22 protein-coding genes are annotated in these 21225 nt (G+C 54.7%); 9 read left to right on the plus strand and 13 right to left on the minus strand.

The window, feature by feature from the left end; genetic code table 11:
- Positions 1 to 83: 83 nt before the first annotated feature.
- Entirely contained in the window at positions 84 to 1022 is a 939-nt protein-coding gene (gene lrhA / locus LDK53_RS19210; RefSeq protein ID WP_045286090.1) for a transcriptional regulator LrhA, read from the minus strand.
- Between the two features lie 938 nt (positions 1023 to 1960).
- On the opposite strand from lrhA, the gene alaA reads away from it, so the two are divergent.
- Complete coding sequence (gene alaA / locus LDK53_RS19215) at positions 1961 to 3175, plus strand: alanine transaminase AlaA (protein ID WP_003861471.1); 1215 nt, start codon at positions 1961 to 1963, stop codon at positions 3173 to 3175.
- 118 nt (positions 3176 to 3293) lie between these two features.
- Entirely contained in the window at positions 3294 to 3893 is a 600-nt protein-coding gene (gene yfbR / locus LDK53_RS19220) for a 5'-deoxynucleotidase (RefSeq protein WP_045285782.1), read from the plus strand.
- 53 nt (positions 3894 to 3946) lie between these two features.
- Here the strand turns inward: yfbR and LDK53_RS19225 are convergent, their stop codons facing one another.
- The 4 genes from LDK53_RS19225 to yfbV all read right to left on the minus strand — a co-directional run bounded on the left by LDK53_RS19225 (position 3947) and on the right by yfbV (position 7567).
- Positions 3947 to 5779: an SLC13 family permease gene (locus LDK53_RS19225; RefSeq protein WP_025757180.1), complete on the minus strand. Its 1833-nt coding sequence runs from the start codon at positions 5777 to 5779 to the stop codon at positions 3947 to 3949.
- Between the two features lie 75 nt (positions 5780 to 5854).
- The gene (locus LDK53_RS19230; protein ID WP_225287832.1) at positions 5855 to 6514 is read right to left on the minus strand and encodes a sugar phosphatase; all 660 of its coding nucleotides are present in this window, start codon (positions 6512 to 6514) and stop codon (positions 5855 to 5857) included.
- An 11-nt stretch (positions 6515 to 6525) separates the two neighbouring features.
- Positions 6526 to 7020: a YfbU family protein gene (locus LDK53_RS19235; protein WP_008502874.1), complete on the minus strand. Its 495-nt coding sequence runs from the start codon at positions 7018 to 7020 to the stop codon at positions 6526 to 6528.
- A gap of 91 nt (positions 7021 to 7111) precedes the next feature.
- Positions 7112 to 7567 carry a terminus macrodomain insulation protein YfbV gene (yfbV, locus tag LDK53_RS19240; RefSeq protein ID WP_045285783.1) on the minus strand — a complete coding sequence of 152 codons (456 nt, stop codon included), beginning with the start codon at positions 7565 to 7567 and terminating at the stop codon, positions 7112 to 7114.
- Positions 7568 to 7904: 337 nt separating this feature from the next.
- Here yfbV and ackA point away from each other — a divergent pair, with 337 nt between their 5' ends.
- Entirely contained in the window at positions 7905 to 9107 is a 1203-nt protein-coding gene (gene ackA / locus LDK53_RS19245; RefSeq protein WP_025757177.1) for an acetate kinase, read from the plus strand.
- Positions 9108 to 9183: 76 nt separating this feature from the next.
- On the plus strand, positions 9184 to 11325 hold the full coding sequence (pta, locus tag LDK53_RS19250) for a phosphate acetyltransferase (RefSeq protein WP_025757176.1): 2142 nt from the start codon (positions 9184 to 9186) through the stop codon (positions 11323 to 11325).
- Positions 11326 to 11433: 108 nt separating this feature from the next.
- Here the strand turns inward: pta and LDK53_RS19255 are convergent, their stop codons facing one another.
- The 5 genes from LDK53_RS19255 to LDK53_RS19275 all read right to left on the minus strand — a co-directional run bounded on the left by LDK53_RS19255 (position 11434) and on the right by LDK53_RS19275 (position 15416).
- The gene (locus LDK53_RS19255) at positions 11434 to 12387 is read right to left on the minus strand and encodes a transketolase family protein (RefSeq protein WP_025757175.1); all 954 of its coding nucleotides are present in this window, start codon (positions 12385 to 12387) and stop codon (positions 11434 to 11436) included.
- On the minus strand, positions 12380 to 13210 hold the full coding sequence (locus LDK53_RS19260; protein ID WP_225287833.1) for a transketolase: 831 nt from the start codon (positions 13208 to 13210) through the stop codon (positions 12380 to 12382). The genes LDK53_RS19255 and LDK53_RS19260 overlap by 8 nt, the downstream gene beginning before the upstream one ends.
- The gene (locus tag LDK53_RS19265) at positions 13207 to 14598 is read right to left on the minus strand and encodes a PTS ascorbate transporter subunit IIC (RefSeq protein WP_025757173.1); all 1392 of its coding nucleotides are present in this window, start codon (positions 14596 to 14598) and stop codon (positions 13207 to 13209) included. Before LDK53_RS19265 ends, LDK53_RS19260 begins: the two co-directional genes overlap by 4 nt.
- Before the next feature lie 21 nt (positions 14599 to 14619).
- Positions 14620 to 14892, minus strand: coding sequence for a PTS sugar transporter subunit IIB (locus LDK53_RS19270; protein WP_045285786.1), 273 nt, complete (start codon positions 14890 to 14892; stop codon positions 14620 to 14622).
- A gap of 80 nt (positions 14893 to 14972) precedes the next feature.
- Positions 14973 to 15416: a PTS sugar transporter subunit IIA gene (locus LDK53_RS19275; protein ID WP_155031510.1), complete on the minus strand. Its 444-nt coding sequence runs from the start codon at positions 15414 to 15416 to the stop codon at positions 14973 to 14975.
- Between the two features lie 233 nt (positions 15417 to 15649).
- Between LDK53_RS19275 and LDK53_RS19280 the strand changes: the two genes are divergently transcribed.
- Positions 15650 to 16669, plus strand: a complete 1020-nt coding sequence (locus LDK53_RS19280; RefSeq protein ID WP_025757170.1) for a LacI family DNA-binding transcriptional regulator — start codon at positions 15650 to 15652, stop codon at positions 16667 to 16669.
- A gap of 3 nt (positions 16670 to 16672) precedes the next feature.
- Here the strand turns inward: LDK53_RS19280 and yfcD are convergent, their stop codons facing one another.
- The 3 genes from yfcD to yfcF are packed head-to-tail and all read right to left on the minus strand — an operon-like array spanning position 16673 to position 18534.
- Positions 16673 to 17227 carry an NUDIX hydrolase YfcD gene (yfcD, locus tag LDK53_RS19285; protein ID WP_025757169.1) on the minus strand — a complete coding sequence of 185 codons (555 nt, stop codon included), beginning with the start codon at positions 17225 to 17227 and terminating at the stop codon, positions 16673 to 16675.
- Between the two features lie 55 nt (positions 17228 to 17282).
- A complete protein-coding gene (yfcE, locus tag LDK53_RS19290) occupies positions 17283 to 17834 on the minus strand; it encodes a phosphodiesterase (protein ID WP_047959153.1) in 552 nt (183 codons plus the stop codon).
- A gap of 55 nt (positions 17835 to 17889) precedes the next feature.
- Positions 17890 to 18534 (minus strand): glutathione transferase, encoded by a 645-nt coding sequence (gene yfcF, locus LDK53_RS19295; protein ID WP_225287834.1) that lies wholly within the window; start codon positions 18532 to 18534, stop codon positions 17890 to 17892.
- Between the two features lie 141 nt (positions 18535 to 18675).
- Here yfcF and yfcG point away from each other — a divergent pair, with 141 nt between their 5' ends.
- The 4 genes from yfcG to LDK53_RS19315 all read left to right on the plus strand — a co-directional run bounded on the left by yfcG (position 18676) and on the right by LDK53_RS19315 (position 21210).
- The gene (gene yfcG / locus LDK53_RS19300) at positions 18676 to 19305 is read left to right on the plus strand and encodes a GSH-dependent disulfide bond oxidoreductase (protein WP_047959154.1); all 630 of its coding nucleotides are present in this window, start codon (positions 18676 to 18678) and stop codon (positions 19303 to 19305) included.
- Between the two features lie 75 nt (positions 19306 to 19380).
- The gene (gene folX / locus LDK53_RS19305) at positions 19381 to 19749 is read left to right on the plus strand and encodes a dihydroneopterin triphosphate 2'-epimerase (protein ID WP_225287835.1); all 369 of its coding nucleotides are present in this window, start codon (positions 19381 to 19383) and stop codon (positions 19747 to 19749) included.
- Between the two features lie 13 nt (positions 19750 to 19762).
- Positions 19763 to 20656 (plus strand): TIGR01777 family oxidoreductase, encoded by an 894-nt coding sequence (locus LDK53_RS19310; protein WP_032672455.1) that lies wholly within the window; start codon positions 19763 to 19765, stop codon positions 20654 to 20656.
- Positions 20657 to 20700: 44 nt separating this feature from the next.
- Complete coding sequence (locus LDK53_RS19315) at positions 20701 to 21210, plus strand: GNAT family N-acetyltransferase (RefSeq protein ID WP_128338736.1); 510 nt, start codon at positions 20701 to 20703, stop codon at positions 21208 to 21210.
- The last annotated feature ends 15 nt before the right edge of the window (positions 21211 to 21225 follow it).

Consider the following 21225-nt stretch of genomic DNA (forward strand, 5'->3'; position numbering starts at 1 on the left):
AAAAAAAGGCCACTGCATGCAAAATTCACACGAGTGGCTTTTTTTTACACTTACATTTTGTTACCAGAATTTTGAGCCAGCGATCACTCAAAGTCCCCTTCAACAATCAGAGAATCATCCCCTCCTTCGGAGGTAATGCGCTCGAACTGCCATGGGTTATGGTAGTTTTCCATCGCCTCGAACACCACGCTTGCCAGTTCATTATGACTGGACGCGTTGTGGCAGAGCAGATATTCCGTATCAGGCAGCACGGGAAGTCCATCAGATTTACCCAGCACGCGCAGATCCGGGCTCATCATCTCCACCGGGCGTGCCGTTACGCCAAGCCCGGCTTTCACTGCAGCACGAACCGCGGGTAACGTGGATGCCACATATGCCAGGCGCCACGGGATGTTGGCTTCATTCAGCGCTGTCAGCACCATATCGCGGAACGGGCTCGGGTCATCCAGGAGCACCAGTGGCACCGGCTCCCCTTTTTGCAGCACGTATTCGGCTGCGCAATACCAGTGTGTTGGGGATGTACGCAACGTCAGGCAATCAAACTGCCCGGGACGGTGCGTCGTCACCACCAGGTCGACTTTATTTTCCTTTAACATCTCAACCATAAAGGCATTACGTTTCACGCTGACATCCAGCGCAAGCTTCGGATAAACCGAACTAATGCGATTGAGAAGAAACGGCAATATGGTGTCCGCTGACTCATCAGATGCGCCTAACGTTAGCACACCTTGAAGGTTGCTAAACATTAATGACATACATGCTTCATCATTAAAGCGAAGAATTTTCCTGGCATAACCCAGTAGCTGAATACCGTGTTCCGTTAAGAGCTTATTGCGCCCATGACGGGCAAAAAGCTCTTTACCAACCAGTTGCTCCAGCCGCTGCATTTGCTGACTCACGGCGGACTGGGTTCGGCAAACGGCGGCAGCAGCAGCTGCAAAAGTGTTGAGATCGGCGACCGCAACAAACGTTCTCAGCAGATCGAGGTCGAGATTCATTATCGGACGATTTGCATTTATCATATCTATTCACTTTCAGGTTGCTCGTGCGGAGCTGCCCGGGTTGAAGCTGTGTGTGTAACAGTTAAGCAATTCCCTCTGAAGGTTTTCCCTCGCATCCCGGCCCGGCAGACTGCCTGACAGATAGTTATTGTGCTGCTTAATATCAACAGTCAGAAAGCACGTTTCATGACGTTATTTTTATTCTCTTAAACGTTCAGGATATTTAGATGTTCGCAGGATTATGTAAATTACATTAAAGGTGTAACACCTTTTCTGCCATCTTTATCGCAGCGCTGTCAACGTAGCAGGAGATCGTTAAACCCTTCCCGCCAGAGATAACTCCAACAATAACAATCAATTAAACAGGAATAACAGTTCCAGACAGACAAAAAACATGTCTCTGGCATCTGCTTTCCTGAAAGACATCTTAACCCAAATCCATTTTATTTATAAGTCTTATTGCAATATTGAGGATTAAAGAGGAATGTTAAGCATCTAAACAAATTTTATTAAAATTAACTAAAGTTGCATTTTATAGGTTAATAATAAATAAATTTTAATTTTGATTAAGAGCATCCATTAATGCCACTTAACATTAATTTCACATGAGTAACTTTTAACCACACAGCGCTATTAAAGCAAGACGACGCTAACATTCAGGTTTTACGAAAAGTCACGCAGGGTGATTGCCCCCTCATCTGGCTCATCACACATTTTTCACCAGCACAATATACAGCAATCCAGCAAATGAATAGCAGAATAAACCTAATATTTTGCCATGTATGCAACTTTACGGTAGCAAAGGGGGCACCTGCAGCGTAAAAGATTTATCAAGAATTTGCTGTCGGTACAAAATCTTCTCCTGCACACCCTTCAAAACGAAGCGAGGGGGGAGTACATTATTCCGTGCTGACTTCCACGGCAGGGAGCGGCAATAATAGCGAAAAGGTTAAAGGTTCATGTCCCCTATCGAAAAATCCAGCAAGCTAGATAACGTCTGTTATGACATCCGCGGCCCGGTTCTGAAAGAGGCGAAACGCCTGGAAGAAGAAGGCAATAAGGTTCTGAAACTCAACATTGGTAACCCTGCGCCATTTGGTTTTGAAGCGCCGGATGAAATTCTGGTTGATGTGATCCGCAACCTTCCTACTGCTCAAGGCTATTGTGATTCAAAAGGACTGTACTCCGCACGTAAAGCCATCATGCAGCACTACCAGGCACGCGGTATGCGTGATGTTACCGTTGAAGATATCTATATTGGCAACGGCGTCTCCGAACTGATTGTGCAGGCGATGCAGGCGCTGCTGAACAGCGGTGACGAAATGCTGGTTCCCGCTCCGGACTACCCACTGTGGACGGCGGCCGTGTCGCTCTCCAGCGGCAAAGCGGTACACTATCTGTGTGATGAATCTTCTGACTGGTTCCCGGATCTCGACGATATTCGCGCGAAAATCACCCCACGTACGCGCGGCATCGTGATCATTAACCCGAACAACCCAACGGGCGCGGTTTATTCAAAAGAACTGCTGATGGAGATCGTGGAGATCGCTCGTCAGCACAACCTGATCATCTTCGCGGACGAGATTTACGACAAGATCCTCTACGATGCAGCGCAGCACCACTCCATCGCCGCGCTGGCTCCGGATCTGCTGACCGTGACCTTTAACGGCCTGTCTAAGACCTACCGCGTGGCCGGTTTCCGTCAGGGCTGGATGGTATTAAACGGTCCGAAAAAACACGCCAAAGGCTATATTGAAGGTCTGGAGATGCTGGCTTCCATGCGTTTATGTGCCAACGTTCCGGCCCAGCACGCAATCCAGACGGCGCTCGGCGGCTATCAGAGCATTAGTGAATTTATCGTTCCCGGTGGTCGTCTGTACGAACAGCGTAACCGCGCATGGGAGCTGATCAACGATATCCCGGGCGTCTCCTGCGTGAAGCCAAATGGGGCGCTGTATATGTTCCCGAAAATCGACGCGAAGCGCTTCAACATTCACGACGATCAGAAAATGGTGCTCGACTTCCTGCTTCAGGAAAAAGTGCTGCTGGTTCAGGGTACGGCGTTTAACTGGCCATGGCCGGATCACGTACGTATCGTCACGCTGCCGCGCGAAGATGACCTTGAAATGGCCATTAGCCGCTTCGGGCGTTTCCTCTCCGGTTATCATCAGTAATATTCTCTTTCTGCCGGGTAGCGCTGCGTTTACCCGGCCAACGAAACCTGCAAATTTGCATCTTCCCTCCCCTCCCCGCACAATGAAGTCCTGTCGCAGTGAAGACAAAAGGTAACCTATGAGTCAGAGTCATTTCTTTGCCCATCTCTCCCGCCTGAAACTCATCAACCGCTGGCCGCTGATGCGCAATGTCCGCACTGAGAATGTGTCAGAGCACAGCCTTCAGGTGGCGATGGTCGCTCACGCGCTGGCCGCCATTAAAAACCGCAAATTCAACGGTCAGGTTAATGCTGAGCGCATTGCCCTGCTGGCGATGTATCACGATGCGTCAGAGGTGTTAACCGGAGATCTGCCGACGCCGGTGAAATATTTCAACTCGCAGATTGCGCAGGAATATAAGGCCATCGAGAAAATTGCCCAGCAGAAGCTGATTGACATGGTGCCGGACGAGTTACGCGATATCTTTGAGCCGCTTATTGATGAACAGCAGTACACAGAGGAAGAGAAGTCGCTGGTAAAACAGGCCGACGCGCTATGTGCCTATCTGAAGTGTCTCGAAGAGTTATCCGCAGGGAATAACGAATTTTTACTGGCAAAAACGCGTCTGGAAAAAACGCTGGAATCCCGCCGCAGCGAAGAGATGGATTACTTTATGCAGGTGTTTGTACCGAGCTTCCATTTATCGTTGGACGAGATTAGCCAGGATTCTCCGTTGTAATTTTTCGCCGGGTGGCGGCTTCGCCTTACCCGGCCTACATTTCTGCGCTCATGCTAAAACGGGAATAAAACCGGTATCAACACCACGCATACCAGCATCACCAGCACGGTGAACGGCACCCCCAGCTTCACAAAATCGCTGAACCGGTAGTTCCCCGGCCCCAGAACCAGCGTGTTCACCGGTGACGAAACCGGCGTCATAAAAGCCGCGGAAGCGGCCATCGCCACCATCATCGCAAACGGATACGGCGACACGCCCATGGATTTCGCCATCGCCAGCGCGATGGGCGCCATCAGCACCGCCGTAGCGGTATTGGAGATAAACAGTCCGATCGTGGCGCACATGATAAACAGGCATACCAGCATCATGTACGGCCCGTATCCGCCGCCAACGTCCATCAGCCCTTTGACGACTAAATCCACACCGCCGGTTTTTTGCAGAGCAAGGGCGAACGGCATCATCCCCACAATCAGAATGATGCTTGGCCAGTGAATCGCCTTATAGGCGCTCTCGGCATCAATACAGCGAAACTTGCCCATTAACAGACAGGCAATAATGGCCGCGACCGGATTGGGGATCTCGTCGGTCAGCATCAGCGCCACCATCAATACCAGGCAAAAAATCGCATGGGGCGCCTGGCTGTGCGCCGGGGAGGCATCGCTCTCTTCAACAGGCATGTTGAGCACCACAAAATCGCGGCCCTTTTGCCCGAGCTGACTTATCAGCTTCCAGTTACCGACGACGAGAAAGATATCCCCCAGCAGGATCGGCTCATCCACCACCGCCCCTTCCATCGCCACACCATCACGCTTCAACCCCACGACATTCAGACCATAACGGGTACGGAACCCCATTTCCCGCACGGTTTTACCCAACAGCTCCGATTCAGGGATCAGCGATACTTCGGCCATGCCGACATCCAGCGCCTGGTCTGAGAAATACTCCCCGCGTAGCACCATCGGTTCCAGCAGCTGTTCACTACAAAACTCACGCAGATCCACCTCCGCGGTGGACATATCAATCAGCAGGACATCCCGCGCGCGGAATTCCGACACCCCGTTGACGTTGACGATGACCCGGCGAAAACGACGCCAGCGCTCAACACCAATCACATTCGCGCCGTAGCGTTCACGCAGTTTCAGATCGTCAAGCCGCTGGCCCACCATTGGCGAACCGGGGCGAATGGCCAGGCGGCGCGCCCGCCCGGTGAGGCGGTATTCTTTAATCAGATCGCGGAAGGTGCGTCGTTTCCACCCTTCTTTGCTTTTGTCCTGTTTTTCGCCTTTCAGGGCAAAACGGGTCAGCAGCATGTAAACCACGCCCATCACCAGAACGACCAGTCCAAGCGGAGTCACGCTGAAAAAACTGAAGCCCTGAAAGCCTTCCCGGATCAGCTCACTGTTGACGACCAGGTTCGGCGGCGTGGCCACCAGCGTCATCATGCCGCTGATCAAACCGGCAAAACTCAGGGGCATCATCAGGCGCGACGGCGAGCTCTGCATCCGCATGGAGACGCTCAGCACCACCGGGATAAAGATAGCGACCACCCCCGTTGAACTCATAAACGCCCCCAGTCCGGCGACCGTCAGCATTAGATAGACCAGCATTTTCGTTTCGCTGTTGCCAGCCACCTTCACCAGCCACGCGCCCATAATCGTTGCCACACCGGTGCGCACGAGGCCATCACCGATGATAAACAGGGCGGCAATCAGAATAACGTTGGGATCGCTAAACCCGGAGAAGGCTTCCGGCAGCGTGAGCGTACCGCTCAGCACAAAGGCGACGATGACAAACAAGGCGACGGCATCCATGCGTACCTTGCCCGTGGCAAAAAGGATAATGGCGATTAAAAGCAGGCTCAGGACCCAGATCAGTTCACCGTTCACAACATGTCCTTGTCAGTGGGAGATGAGAAATTTTGCCATAAAAAAGCCCCATCAGCGTGGGGCTATATCATGGGGTTACACTTTTAGCGAGACGGTTACAACACCGTCAGGTGCTTTTGACACAGCCAGTGCAGTGAGAGAATCCAGCACCAGGTCGGCCTCCTCCAGGCGGGGGGACCCCGCCGGAACGTTCACCGCAATAACGTGGCTTCCGGCGTTCAGCCCGGCGAGTACGCCAGCCGCCGCATCTTCTACCACCACACACTCTGCGGGAGCTAGGCCAAGCAGTTCAGCCCCCAGCAAAAAGGCGTCGGGTTCGGGTTTGCCGCGCTTGACGCGCTCCGCAGTGATAAACACTTCCGGCTTCGATAAACCTGCCGCCTTATGACGGGCGTGGGCGACGGGAATGGAGCCGGAGGTGACGATAGCCCACGGGATCTGCGCTTCGTTCAGATGCTCAAGCAGTTCGCGCGCGCCCGGTAAAGCGGTGATACCGTCCGTGTCCGTGGCTTCAATGTGTTCCAGGTATTTGAACTCCGCCTGAATATCGTCCTCAGAGCGTCCGGCCAGAAAGTGCCGTAACGAGGTAATGGCCTGTTTGCCATGGATAAAATTCAGCACCTCCTGATGGTCGATGCCATGTCTGTCAGCCCAATGGCACCATGAACGCTCCACAACCGGCAGCGAATCCACCAGCGTACCGTCCAGATCAAACAGAAAACCTCTACACTGCACACGCACCTCCGTCAGGCATTAATAATTTGTTGAATTTCGTTGCTGCTTAAATGGTACTGACGCGGGCAGGCGTGCCACGCGCTCAGCATACGCTGGTATTTATCCCACATTGGGGTCTGCGCGTTGAAACCGTGGGTGCCCGCGTCAAAGTGGGTATAACGCCCTTCGGTATTCACCATAAAGCGCACATAGCTCAGATAACGCGCTTCCGTTGCCGCATCAAAGCCTAAGAAGGTCACGCGGCGCTCGTCAATAGACTGCTGATCTTTGAGATTCGTCCAGGAGACGTGCAGGGCGTGATACATCTCCATAATGTCGATCACGATGCGACAGGTTTCTTCTTTCAGCTCGCCAAATTCGCGGTCGAGTTCACGCATCTGCAAACCAAAGCCGCGTTCGACAATGGTCTGCAGGCGGCTGTAGCGCGCAGCGTTATCGGGATCAAGCATAGTCATCATCTTGTACTGGTTAGACAAAATCAGACGTTGAGCATGGGTCATTTCCATCTTTCGACTCCTGTAGCGCATTGCACTTAAAAAAAAGACACGGTAACGGATTGTTACTGTGCCTTCTTTTCATCGTCGTTTCGATGATCAATCACAAGTCATCGAGGAATGTTTTATCCAGCTGCTTAAAAGCGCGCTTTAACGTGTCCGCCAGCGCCTGGTAATCCGGCTTGCCTTCCACCGGGGCGAGCGCCTGCCCGGCCTCTTCCAGTTTTCCGCGCACTTCATAAAACCAGTGTAAAATAGAAGGTGGCAGTGGGGTGACAGAGCGTTTACCTAACCACCACAGGCCCTGCATTGGCAGGCTTAGCGCGAAAAGCGCCGTTGCGACAGCAGGACCAAGCTGTCCACCCAGCGCAATCTGCCAGCACAGCGTAAAGACAGCGACGGGTGGCATAAAGCGAATCGCATGGCGCGTGGCACGGATGGTGCGATTCTCAATGAACATGGGCGCAAGGCGCTTTTCCATTGGCCACGTCTTTGCGTAATGCTGTCCCCGACGAAACAGACTGAAGAAATTTACGGACGGGTTCTCTGGTGTCGACATGGCTGCACCTCAACTTCACATATAAAAATTAAAATTTTCGTGCAAAACCACAACAAGCTATGACAACGTTCAAAATATTTTGTCATCTCTACCCCGTATCGGGTATCCTGTGCCAGCCTGATAGGGCCATAGACGAGAATCATTAACTCGTCAAATTATTGCACATTATGCCATTGGCTGAAAATTGTGCAAAATGGCATAAAATCATAGTTATTTCTTCCATCATGCCACAATGTTCGTTTGGCATGATGTTAATCATAAATGTCTGAGTCATCATGCGTTACGCTGTTAGACTCACTGACGTTTTTTTAGCCACGTATCAATAATAGGTACTTCCATGTCGAGTAAGTTAGTACTGGTTCTGAACTGCGGTAGCTCCTCACTGAAATTCGCCATCATCGATGCGCTCAACGGTGACGAATACCTCTCTGGTTTGGCCGAATGTTTCCATCTTCCTGAAGCACGTATCAAGTGGAAGATGGACGGCAGCAAACAAGAAGCGGCTTTAGGTGCAGGCGCCGCTCACAGTGAAGCGCTGAACTTTATCGTTAACACTATTCTGGCACAAAAACCAGAACTGTCTGCTCAGCTGACTGCGATTGGTCACCGTATCGTCCACGGCGGCGAAAAATACACCAGCTCCGTCGTGATCGACGAATCTGTTATTCAGGGCATCAAAGACTCTGCCTCTTTTGCACCGCTGCACAACCCGGCGCACCTGATCGGTATCGCTGAAGCGCTGAAATCCTTCCCGAATCTGAAAGACAAAAACGTGGCCGTCTTCGACACCGCGTTCCATCAGACCATGCCGGAAGAGTCTTACCTCTATGCCCTGCCTTACAGCCTGTACAAAGAACACGGCGTACGTCGTTACGGCGCACACGGCACCAGCCACTTCTATGTGACTCAGGAAGCCGCAAAAGTACTGAACAAGCCGGTTGAAGAGCTGAACATCATCACCTGCCACCTGGGCAACGGTGGTTCTGTTTCTGCTATCCGCAACGGTAAATGTGTAGATACCTCCATGGGTCTGACCCCGCTGGAAGGTCTGGTGATGGGTACCCGTTCCGGTGACATCGATCCGGCGATCATCTTCCACCTGCACGACACCCTGGGCATGAGCGTTGACCAGATCAACAAAATGCTGACTAAAGAGTCTGGCCTGCTGGGTCTGACCGAAGTCACCAGCGACTGCCGTTACGTTGAAGACAACTACGCAGAGAAAGAAGACGCTAAACGTGCTATGGACGTTTACTGCCACCGTCTGGCGAAATACATCGGCTCTTACACTGCGCTGATGGACGGTCGTCTGGACGCGGTTGTCTTCACCGGTGGTATCGGTGAGAACGCGGCAATGGTGCGTGAACTGTCCCTGGGCAAACTGGGCGTTCTGGGCTTCGACGTTGATCACGAGCGTAACCTGGCTGCCCGCTTCGGCAAGTCTGGCTTCATCAACAAAGAAGGCACCCGCCCTGCTCTCGTTATCCCAACTAACGAAGAACTGGTCATCGCGCAAGACGCGCACCGCCTGACTGCCTGATTCCACACCGCCAGCAATGCTGGCGGTGCTGTTTTGTAACCCGCCACATTCAGGCGGTAACGAAAGAGGATAAACCGTGTCCCGTACTATTATGCTGATCCCTACCGGAACCAGCGTCGGCCTGACCAGCGTCAGCCTTGGCGTGATCCGTGCTATGGAACGCAAAGGCGTTCGTCTGAGCGTCTTTAAGCCAATCGCCCAGCCACGTGCCGGTGGCGATGCGCCAGACCAAACTACCACCATCGTTCGCAAGAACTCCAATCTGCCAGCGGCTGAACCGCTGAAGATGAACCACGTTGAATCTCTGCTGTCCAGCAACCAGAAAGACGTGCTGATGGAAGAGATCATCGCTAACTACCACGCCAATACAAAAGACGCGGAAGTAGTGCTGGTTGAAGGCCTGGTTCCAACCCGCAAACACCAGTTTGCTCAGTCTCTGAACTTCGAAATCGCGAAAACCCTGAACGCAGAGATCGTTTTCGTGATGTCTCAGGGCACAGATACCCCAGAGCAGCTGAACGAGCGTATCGAACTGACGCGCAGCAGCTTCGGCGGTGCGAAAAATACCAACATCACCGGCGTGATCGTCAACAAACTGAACGCGCCAGTGGATGAGCAGGGCCGTACGCGTCCTGACCTGTCTGAGATCTTTGACGACTCTTCCAAAGCGAAAGTCATTAAAGTTGACCCGGCGAAACTGCAGGAATCCAGCCCGCTGCCAGTACTGGGCGCGGTGCCATGGAGCTTCGATCTGATTGCCACCCGAGCAATCGATATGGCGCGTCACCTGAACGCCACCATCGTTAACGAAGGCGACATCAACACCCGTCGCGTGAAGTCCGTGACCTTCTGTGCACGCAGCATTCCGCACATGTTGGAACACTTCCGCGCAGGCTCCCTGCTGGTGACCTCCGCAGACCGTCCTGACGTGCTGGTTGCAGCGTGTCTGGCCGCGATGAATGGCGTGGAAATCGGCGCTATTCTGCTGACCGGTGCTTACGAGATGGACCCACGCGTCAGCAAACTGTGCGAACGCGCGTTCGCGACCGGCCTGCCGGTCTTCATGGTGAACACCAACACCTGGCAGACCTCCCTGAGCCTGCAGAGCTTCAACCTGGAAGTGCCGGTTGATGACCATGAGCGTATTGAGAAAGTTCAGGAATACGTTGCGGGCTACATCAACGCAGACTGGATTGAATCCCTGACGGCGACCTCCGAGCGCAGCCGCCGTCTGTCTCCTCCTGCATTCCGTTACCAGCTGACCGAGCTGGCGCGTAAAGCAGGCAAACGCGTTGTGCTGCCAGAAGGCGACGAACCGCGTACTGTGAAAGCGGCAGCTATCTGTGCAGAGCGCGGTATCGCGACCTGTGTGCTGCTGGGTAACCCGGATGAGATCAACCGCGTGGCGGCGTCTCAGGGCGTTGAGCTGGGTGCTGGCATCGAAATCGTTGACCCGGAAGTGGTTCGCGAAAGCTACGTTGCCCGTCTGGTTGAGCTGCGTAAGAGCAAGGGCATGACCGAAGCCGTTGCGCGCGAACAGCTGGAAGACAACGTGGTGCTGGGTACGCTGATGCTGGAGCAGGACGAAGTTGACGGTCTGGTTTCCGGTGCGGTTCATACCACCGCAAACACCATTCGTCCACCGCTGCAGTTGATCAAAACGGCACCGGGCAGCTCCCTGGTCTCTTCCGTATTCTTCATGCTGCTGCCGGAACAGGTTTACGTTTACGGCGACTGCGCGATCAACCCGGATCCAACGGCAGAGCAGCTGGCAGAAATCGCAATCCAGTCCGCGGACTCCGCGATTGCCTTCGGTATCGAACCTCGCGTGGCGATGCTTTCCTACTCCACCGGTACCTCTGGTGCAGGTAGCGACGTAGAGAAAGTGCGTGAAGCGACCCGTCTGGCGCAGGAAAAACGTCCTGACCTGATGATCGATGGCCCGCTGCAGTACGATGCCGCCGTTATGGCTGACGTTGCGAAATCCAAAGCGCCGAACTCTCCGGTTGCCGGTCGCGCTACCGTGTTCATCTTCCCGGATCTGAACACCGGTAACACCACCTACAAAGCAGTACAGCGTTCTGCAGACCTGATCTCCATCGGGCCGATGCTGCAGGGTATGCGCAAACCTGTGAACGACCTGTCTCGTGGCGCGCTGGTTGACGATATCGTCTACACCATCGCGCTGACGGCGATCCAGTCTTCACAGCAGCAGTAAGCCAAAAAGCCCGGTGGCGCTGACGCTTACCGGGCCTACGGTTTTGTAGGCCGGATAAGCGGAGCGCCATCCGGCAAGAAAGGCGACCACAAAGGGTCGCCTTTTTTATTACAGCAGCTCTCGCGCCGCCGACACTATGTCATGTGCCGTCAGGCCATACTCCTTCTGCAGGAACTCCTGCGTCCCCACCTGGCCGTAACGCTCTTTTACCCCCACCCGCCGCATCGGCACCGGACAAGTTTCCACCAGCACTTCCGCCACCGCCGAACCCAGCCCGTTGTGAATGCTGTGATTTTCACAGGTCACAATCCGTCCGGTTTTCTCGGCGTAGTTTTTCACCAGCATCCGGTCGATGGGCTTCAGGGTAAACATGTCGATGACCGCCGCACTGACCCCCTCCTGCTCGAGCTGATGCGCCGCCTCAAGCGCTTCCGCCACCATAATGCCGTTGGCAATAAGCGTAATATCACTCCCCTCGCGCAGCACGTTGCCTTTGCCAATGGTGAAGGTCGAGCCCGGCGCATAAACGCTCGGCGCCTGCTTACGGATGGTACGCACCCAGTAGAACCCTTCCAGGTCAATCAGCTGGCGCAGGACGTCTTCAAACATCACCGCGTCAGTCACCTCCAGCACCACCGAATGCGCCAGACCGCGCACGATCCCCATGTCCTCAAACGACATATGGGTCCCGCCGTTGTGACAGGCGGTTACCCCCGCATCCGAGGCAATCACCTTCACGTTGTTGCGCTGGTAGTCGAGAGACATAAACAGCTGGTCGAAGCAGCGACGGCTGGCAAAGGCGGTGAAGGTGTGAACAAACGGCTTACGTCCGGTAAGCGCCAGCCCCGCCGCAGTGCCAATCACGTTGGCCTCCATAATGCCGCAGTTAATCACGTGCTGCGGATAATCGCGCGCTACGCCGTCCATCGCCATCGAGCTCATCAGGTCCGCTTCCAGTGCGATAATCTCACTGCCTGCCTCAATCTGTTTTGCCACAAAGCCCGCGTAAACCTTGCGCATCTCAACGGCATCTTTCTGTCGTGGCGGTGCAACCTTAATCATGTGAAGCCTCCAGTTGGCGAATCGTCTCGTTGAGGGCCGCTTTGCTCTCTGCGGTCAAGCGCAGGTGGTGCGAGTTGCTGAGCTGCTCCAGATATGGCCCCCCCTGCCCCTTAATGCTGTCGAGGATCACTACCCGCGGGCGCGCATCCGCGGCAGGCACACGGGACGTCACCTCCAGCAGCCCTGGGATATGGTCACCTTTCACCGTCACCACGTCTAAACCAAAGGCGCGGAATTTCCCCGCCAGATCGAATGCGCTGATGATGTCATCCAGTTCGCCATCCAGCTGCTGCTTATTCCAGTCGACGAACACCGTCAGGTTATTCAGGCGATGGTGGGCAATAAACTGGAAGGCTTCCCAGCACTGCCCCTCGTTCAGCTCACCGTCACCGACGATGCAAAAGACTCGGTTCGGCCTGCCTGCCAGCTTGTGCGACAGCGCCATGCCGCCGGCGATGGAGATCCCCTGCCCCAGCGAGCCGGTCGTGGCATCCACGCCGCGCGTTTTCAGCCGGTCCGGGTGGCTGGGCAGCCGCGTACCGTTCTGGTTCAGGGTGCTCAGTTCCTCAATCGGGAAATAGCCCTTAAGCGCCAGCGTGCTGTAGAGCGCCGGGCCCGCATGGCCTTTCGACAGGACAAAATAGTCTCGCTCAGGCCAGTCCGGGTCTGCCGGGTCAATCTTCATCACCGCGCCGTACAGCACGGCGAGCGTTTCAACCACCGACATACTGCCGCCGTAGTGGCCAAACCCCAGCTGCGTCAACGATTTCAGGGTCTCAAGACGAATGTGACGCGCGAGTTCAGTTATCTCTTTCTCATTCATGATTTGGCTCCGCTGTTTTCCTGCGCGTTACCGCCCGCAGGTTTGTTTTTCGCGAACACGTTGTACACCACCAGCAGCGCGAACAGCGCCACAACCAGCCCGGTAATGGCAAGCGGTGACAGGAAGCGCGCCAGGTTGCCGAGCACAATCCCGACAGCGCCGAAATCCGCGTCCGAGAAGGTGGTGTTGGCAAAGCCAATGGCGCCCAGTACCGGCAGCAGCAGGACCGGCAGGAAGGTGATCAGCAGACCGTTGGCAAAGGCGCCAATCATGGCCCCGCGACGTCCACCGGTGGCGTTACCGAACACGCCCGCCGTTGCGCCAGTGAAGAAGTGCGGCACCACGCCCGGGAGGATCAGCACCCAGCTGAACTGCCCGCAGATGAACAGCCCAACAATTCCCCCGAGGAAGCTGAACAGGAAGCCAATCAGCACCGCATTTGGCGCATACGGATAGACCACCGGGCAGTCCAGAGCCGGACGCGCATTGGGTACCAGCTTTTCCGAGAAACCGGTGAAGGCCGGGACGATTTCCGCCAGAATCAGACGCACGCCCTGCAGGATGATGAACACGCCCGCCGCAAAGGTGATCGCCATAATGATGGCGTAAACGAGGTAGTTCTGACCGCCGCTGAAGGTGGCCTCGACGTACTCACGTCCGGCGCTCACCGCCATGATCAGGTAGATAATCATCATGGTCAGGGAGATAGAAATGGAGCTGTCGCGCAGGAAGCTCAGGTTCTTCGGCAGGTTCATCTCTTCGGTTGAGCGCGAGCCTTTACCCACCTTGCTGCCAATCCAGCCGGAGAGCACGTAGCCCAGCGTGCCGAAGTGGCCGAAGGCAATCTCGTCGTTGCCGGTAATACGCTTCATATAGCGCTGCGCAATGGCCGGGAAGAAGGCCATAATCAGGCCAAGGATCAGCGATCCGGTAAAGACCAGTCCTACCCCCTCAAAACCCGCCACCGTCAGGATCACGCCAATCATGCACGCCATGTAGAAGGTGTGATGCCCGGTCAGGAAGATATACTTCAGGCGGGTAAAGCGGGCGACGATAATATTTGCCACCATCCCGAAGGCCATAATCAACGCGGTTGAGGCGCCGTATTTCTCCAGCGCAATGGACACAATCGCTTCATTATTTGGAATAATTCCCTGGATATTAAAGGCATGTTCAAACATGCCGCCTAAAGGATTTAACGACCCAACGAGTACCGTGGCACCGCCGCCCAAAACAATAAAGCCAAGAATGGTTTTAATGGTCCCTTTCACCACATCAGAAAAGGCTTTTTTCTGCGCGACCAGACCAATTAATGCAATTAACCCCACCAGCACCGAAGGGACTTTTAATATATCAACAACGAAATTCAGCGTTTCAAGGATAAACATATCCACCTCGCCTTATCAGGTTTAACGTTTGTCGAACCAGCTGCGCAGTTGCGCTTCCAGTTCATTGATATCAATGATGTTGTTGATCACCACCAGCTGGCTTTCCGGCACGCTGGCGCTGGCCGCAATGTCTTTTGCCATCACGAACAGATCGGCCGCGCCCGGCGTGGCCGAGGAGAGATCGGAGTGTTCAACGTCAGCCTCAATCTCCAGCTTTTTGAGCACCTTTTTAATGTTCATTTCAACCATAAAACTGCTGCCCAGGCCGGAACCGCAAATAGCCATGATTTTCATTGTTGTCCCCTTATTTTGAGTAGAGTACGCCCCACCACGCTGACGCGTAATGTTGTGAAAAAGCGGGTTAAAAAAGTAAATCAGAAGCGGTTAATAATCGTTTTTATCTCCTCCAGCGTATTCGCCTGATGCAGTTCGGCCATATCGGCCTCGCTGGAAAATAACTCAGCCAGCGCCGAGATCATCTCGATATGGCTATTTTTGTCCGGTGCCGCGAGCATAATAATCACATCCACAGGGTCGAACTCACCGGCACCAAAAGAGACGCCCTGCTTGAGTTTTAATAATGACAATCCCAGTCCTTTGGCGCCTTCCTCCGGCCGCGCATGCGGCATAGCCAGCCCTGGTGCCAGCACATAATAAGGTCCTAACGTATGATGTTGCTCAATGATTGCCGTCACGTATTCTGGCGCTATCGTCTTAAGCTCCAGCAGCGGTTTCGCGCAGATCTCAAGGGCCTGCGGCCAGCTTTCAACGCTATCCTGCAGCGTGATGGTTGTATCATATATCCATTTTTTCAGCACTTTTCACTCCTGCCAGACTGCAAAAGATGAGCAAACTTTATTCAACACATCCATTATTAACCGTGATGATTATCACAAAGATAGCGCTACCAAGATCTAACATTCAGAAGTGTGATAGCGCTATCAAATTACCATCCTGGCGTGAAATCACAGCAAAAAAAGGGATTTAAGGCGTATACTGCGTGTCACGTGAAATGAAGGAAAACGAAAGCGTCTGGTCAGCAGGAAGGTGTATGTCTCTAACCCGAAAACGGCGCAGTACTGGTAAAGTGACACTCGCCGATGTCGCACAGCTTGCCGGTGTGGGCACGATGACCGTGTCCCGTGCACTCCGCACGCCTGAACAGGTTTCCGATAAACTACGAGAAAAAATTGAAGCCGCGGTGCAGGAGCTGGGTTATATGCCCAATCTTGCCGCCAGCGCGCTGGCCTCGGCCTCCTCATGGACCATAGCCATGGTGGTGCCTAACCTCTCCGAAGCAGGCTGCTCGGAGATGTTCGCCGGGCTACAGCAGGTGCTGCAGCCCGCCGGATATCAAATCATGCTGGCGGAATCCCAGCACCGCCTTGAGCAGGAAGAGAAATTGCTGGAGACGCTGCTGGCGTCAAATATCGCCGCCGCTATCCTGCTCAGCGTTGAACATACCGACACCGTTCGTCACTGGCTGAAGAATGCCTCTATTCCGGTGATGGAGATGGGAGCCATGCGCGCCGACCCGATCGATATGAACATCGGGATTGATAACGTGGCGGCCATGTATGAACTCACGGAAATGGTCATTAAGCGCGGCTATCAGAATATTGGCCTGCTGTGCGCCAACCAGGAACAGTGGATTTTCCAGCAGCATCTGCAGGGCTGGTACAAAGCCATGCTGCGCCACCACATGTCGCCAAACCGGGTGATTAACGCGGCCATGCCGCCGAGTTTCTCGACCGGTGCGGCGCAACTGCCTGAATTCCTGCTGGCCTGGCCGGAGCTGGATGCGCTGGTGTGCGTTTCTGACGAACTGGCCTGCGGGGCGCTGTACGAATGCCAGCGCAGGCGCATCAAGGTGCCGGACGATCTGGCGATAGTGGGTTTTGGGGATAGCGACGTCAGCCGGGTCTGCCAGCCGCCGCTGACCACCATGGCGGTACCGCATCGTAAGATTGGGATTGAAGCCGGGAAAGCGTTACTGGAGCGTCTGAATGGCGGAGACTGGCGCGACCAAAAACCCATCGCGTCCAGTCTGTGTCTGAGGGAGAGTTGCTAGCGCTTACTCGGCCTCTTCCTCTTTCTCGGATTTGGTCGATTCGTTATTGGCGTTACGGCTCATCCAGAGCGCCAGCGCTTTTAACGAATCCGGCGTAAACTCGTCGCAACGCGCGGTAATCTCTTCCGGCGTCATCCAGTTTACTTCGCTGACTTCTTCTTCCTGCAGGGCGAACGGGCCATGAGAAACGCAGCTGAACAGCCCGCCCCAGACGCGGCAATGCTCATCCTCGAAGTAGAACTGACCATGTTCGGCAAACGGCACACCGGCAATACCTAACTCTTCTTCCGCTTCACGACGCGCGGAATCCAGCAGCACCTCATCCGCCTGGACAACGCCGCCTGCAGTGGCATCCAGCATACCCGGGAGAAAATCTTTGGTGTCCGTGCGGCGCTGAACCAGAATTTTACCCATACCGTCATGGACAACGATATATGTCGCACGGTGACGCAGGCGCTCCGCACGCATTTGTTCGCGGCTGGCCTGCGCGATCACTTCATTCTCTTCGTTGACAATGTCAACCCACTCTGTACTTGCCAAATGACTCTGCTCCACCATCGGGAAACCTTCTCGTCTAAGCGCTCTGTCGGCGCGTTTGCAGTTGAGGTGTAACTTACGGATTAATCGTTACCTGCGCAATAACTTGCTGATCATTAAGTGCGATAACGCTCAGGGTATTACCCTCCAGCATGCCATAACTCGCAGGATATCCGCCTTTCGGTATGCTGACCGACCCCGGATTAAAGTGATAAGTATCACCGCGTTTTTCAGCAACCGGAATATGAGTATGACCGTAAACCAGGACATCGCCAGCCGCGAGCGCCGGGAGATTATCCGGGCCAAAAAGATGGCCATGCGTCAGGAACAGTCGGCTGTGTTCCAGCAGCACCTGCTGCCACGGCGCGGTGAGGGGAAAATGCAGCAGCATCTGGTCCACTTCGCTGTCGCAGTTGCCGCGAACGGCGATAATACGCGAGGCATACGCGTTCAGTTTTTCAGCCACCTGCGCAGGGGCGTAGCCTTCCGGCAGCGCATTGCGCGGGCCGTGATTAAGCACATCGCCCAGAATGATCAGCCACTGCGCGCCGCTTTGTGCAAACAGGGAGAGGACACGCTCGGTCGCGGGCAGCGATCCATGGATATCCGACGCAAACATCAGTTTCATCAGTCACTCCTCGGGAAAACAGACTGCCCCATCATACCTGAAGCGTCAGGGCTTATCAGCCCGCATGCTTAGCGGAGAGTGCCACATAGCGCTGTACGGAGGCTCGCTGCCACTGAAACGCGGCATAATCGACCAGCAGCTGCGGTACCGCATCACCGTTGAGGATCAAACGGTTTAGCATTAACGCCAGATCGGCGTCAGCAATACACCACTCACCGAACAGGTTCGGGTTGCCATGAGCGAGCAGTAAGGTGGCGGTATCAATCAGTTTTTGGGCGCTTTCCTGGCCTTCTGCGCTCAGGGCGGGCTTTTTTACCCCGGCAAACACGACATCCGTCGGGCGTTCCACGCGAATCGGCACCAGATCGCTGCGCAGCCACGCCTGAATCTGCCGCGCCCGGGCGCGCTTTTGCAGATCGTGAGGATAGATCCGCTCCCACTCTGGCGGCGAAAACCGTTCTTCCAGATATTCATCGATCGCCGACGATTCGCTCAGGGCAAACCCCTCTATTTCCAGCACCGGCACGCGTCGGGTCAGGTCGTATCCCTGCCACTGCGGTTTAAGATGTTCACCACCGTCAAGATCAACGGTCTTCAGCGTAAAAGTGAGTCCTTTTTCGGCCAGCGCAACGTATACGCTCATGACATAGGGAGAAAAGAAATTCGCATCGGACCACAACGTGATTACGGGCTGGTTCATAACATCCTCATTGGCTGATCGGGTTTTGACTCAACATATAATCTCTTTGCCTCGCTGTCACTTGATGAAAACTCACGATTTACAACAACCACCTATACTCATTTGATATGGCACCACTCTTCGCATGGACAGGAGTTGAGAATGATCGACCTTTATTATGCCCCTACCCCAAACGGCCACAAGATCACCCTTTTTCTCGAGGAGGCCGAACTGGATTACAGGATCATTCGCGTGGATATCAGCAAAGGCGATCAGTTCAGCCCTCTCTTTCTGGCTATTTCGCCGAACAATAAAATTCCGGCCATTATTGATAACCAGCCGACGGACGGGGGCAGGCCGTTGAGCCTGTTTGAATCCGGTGAAATTCTGCTCTACCTGGCGGAGAAAACCGGCAAGCTGCTGAGCGGGGAGTTACGCGAGCGTCATCACACCCTGCAGTGGCTCTTCTGGCAAGCCAGCGGGCTGGGGCCCATGCTTGGGCAAAATCACCATTTTACCGCCTACGCCCCGCAGCCCATTCCTTATGCGATAGAGCGCTATCAGGTTGAAACTCAGCGGCTCTATGGCGTTCTGAACCGTCGGCTGGAGAAGACGCCGTGGCTCGGGGGCGATCATTACAGTATTGCCGACATTGCCTGCTGGCCGTGGGTGAATACGCATGAAAAACACCGAATTGACTTAGGCGCTTATCCGGCGGTAAACAACTGGTTCGAGCGCATCCGTACCCGCCCGGCGACCGAACGCGCGATGCAAAAAATCCAGCAAATTTAACCCGGTATGAGGCTGGGTGCCTGTGAGCCTCTCATGTATGATGAGCGGGAAATACTGACACGGAGAAGACCTGCAATGTCACAGCCAGACGCCATTATTCGTATAAAAAATTTACGCTTGCGTACCTTCATCGGTATCAAAGATGAAGAGATCGCCAACCGTCAGGATATTGTCATTAACGTGGTGATTCACTATCCCGCAGACAAAGCGCGGGCCAGTGAAGACATCAATGACGCGCTGAACTACCGCACCATCACCAAAAATATCATCCAGTACGTGGAGAATAACCGCTTCTCTCTGCTGGAAAAATTAACTCAGGATGTGCTCGATATCGCACGCGAACATCACTGGGTCACTTATGCTGAAGTTGAGATCGATAAACTTCACGCCCTGCGTTACGCCGACTCCGTCTCTATGACGCTAAGCTGGAAACGCCAGGCGTAAACCTGGAGGTTGTATGAAGATTTTGCTGACCGGCGGTACAGGCCTCATTGGTCGTCACCTTATTGCGCGTCTGCAGGCCTTGCATCACGACATTACCGTGGTCACGCGCAGTCCTGAGAAGGCACGCCAGGTGCTGGGGGCAGGTGTCGACATCTGGAAAAATCTCGCCGATCAGCAAAATCTCGACGGCTTCGACGCCGTCATTAACCTCGCGGGTGAACCCATCGCCGATAAGCGCTGGACGGAAGAGCAAAAACAGCTGTTGTGCAGCAGCCGGTGGAACATCACCGAAAAGCTGGTCGAGCTTATCCGCAACAGCCACACTCCGCCTTCGGTGCTGATTTCAGGCTCCGCTGTGGGCTACTACGGCGATCTCGGCGAGGTGGTGGTCACCGAGGAAGAGCCGCCCCATAACGAGTTCACCCATAAACTCTGCGCCCAGTGGGAGCGTATTGCCTGCGCGGCGCAGAGCGATCGGACCCGCGTCTGCCTGCTGCGGACCGGCGTTGTCCTGGCACCGAAAGGCGGCATTCTGGCGAAAATGCTTCCCCCTTTCCGGCTTGGACTTGGCGGGCCCATCGGTAATGGGCGTCAGTATCTGGCCTGGATCCATATCGACGATATGGTCAACGGTATTCTCTGGCTGCTGGATAACGATCTGCGCGGGCCGTTTAACATGGTTGCGCCGTATCCGGTGCGTAATGAGCAGTTTGCCCATGCGCTGGGACATGCCCTGCACCGTCCGGCGATTTTGCGGGTGCCCGCTACGGTGATCCGCCTGATGATGGGTGAAGCCGCGGTGCTGGTATTAGGCGGGCAACGGGCGCTGCCCAAACGGCTGGAAGCGGCCGGGTTCGCGTTCCGCTGGTATGACCTTGAGGAAGCGCTGGGGGATGTGGTGCGGTGAATATGCTACAGTCGTACGCCATGTTCCAATGAAATGGCGTAACAATGGCAACTCTCACTACCCCCCGGCTTCATCTCACTCCCTTCAAACCCACTGACTGGGCCTTCTTTCGCTCGCTGCGCGAAGATCGCAGCATCATGCGCTATATGGCCGCCATCGCCCCGGAAAAAGAGACCCGACGCGTGTTTGCCGCGCGGCTTACAGCTGCACATGTTTTTGTGATCCGCTTTCGTAATGATGACACCCCCCTTGGCGACATCGGCCTGCAAATCAGCCCTGAGAATCATGAAGAGGCCGATATCGGCTATACAGTCGTGCCTGCCGTACAGGGAAAAGGCATCGCCAGCGAGGCGCTGCGCGCGGTGTGTGAATACGCCTTTAACCAGACCGGCGTGAAGGCGATTAACGCCTACGTGCTGGCGGACAACGGCGGGTCGGTGCGGGTGCTGGAGAAAGCCGGATTTGTGCGTACCCAGGTGCTGGAAAAGGCGTATGAGATTGACGGCGTGCGCTATGACGACTGGGTATATCGGCTGGAGTGCGGTGCGCTCTGAATGCCGGGCGGCACG

It is taken from the genome of Enterobacter sp. K16B (assembly GCF_020216105.1).
In the GTDB taxonomy this organism is placed as follows: Bacteria; Pseudomonadota; Gammaproteobacteria; order Enterobacterales; family Enterobacteriaceae; genus Enterobacter; species Enterobacter sichuanensis.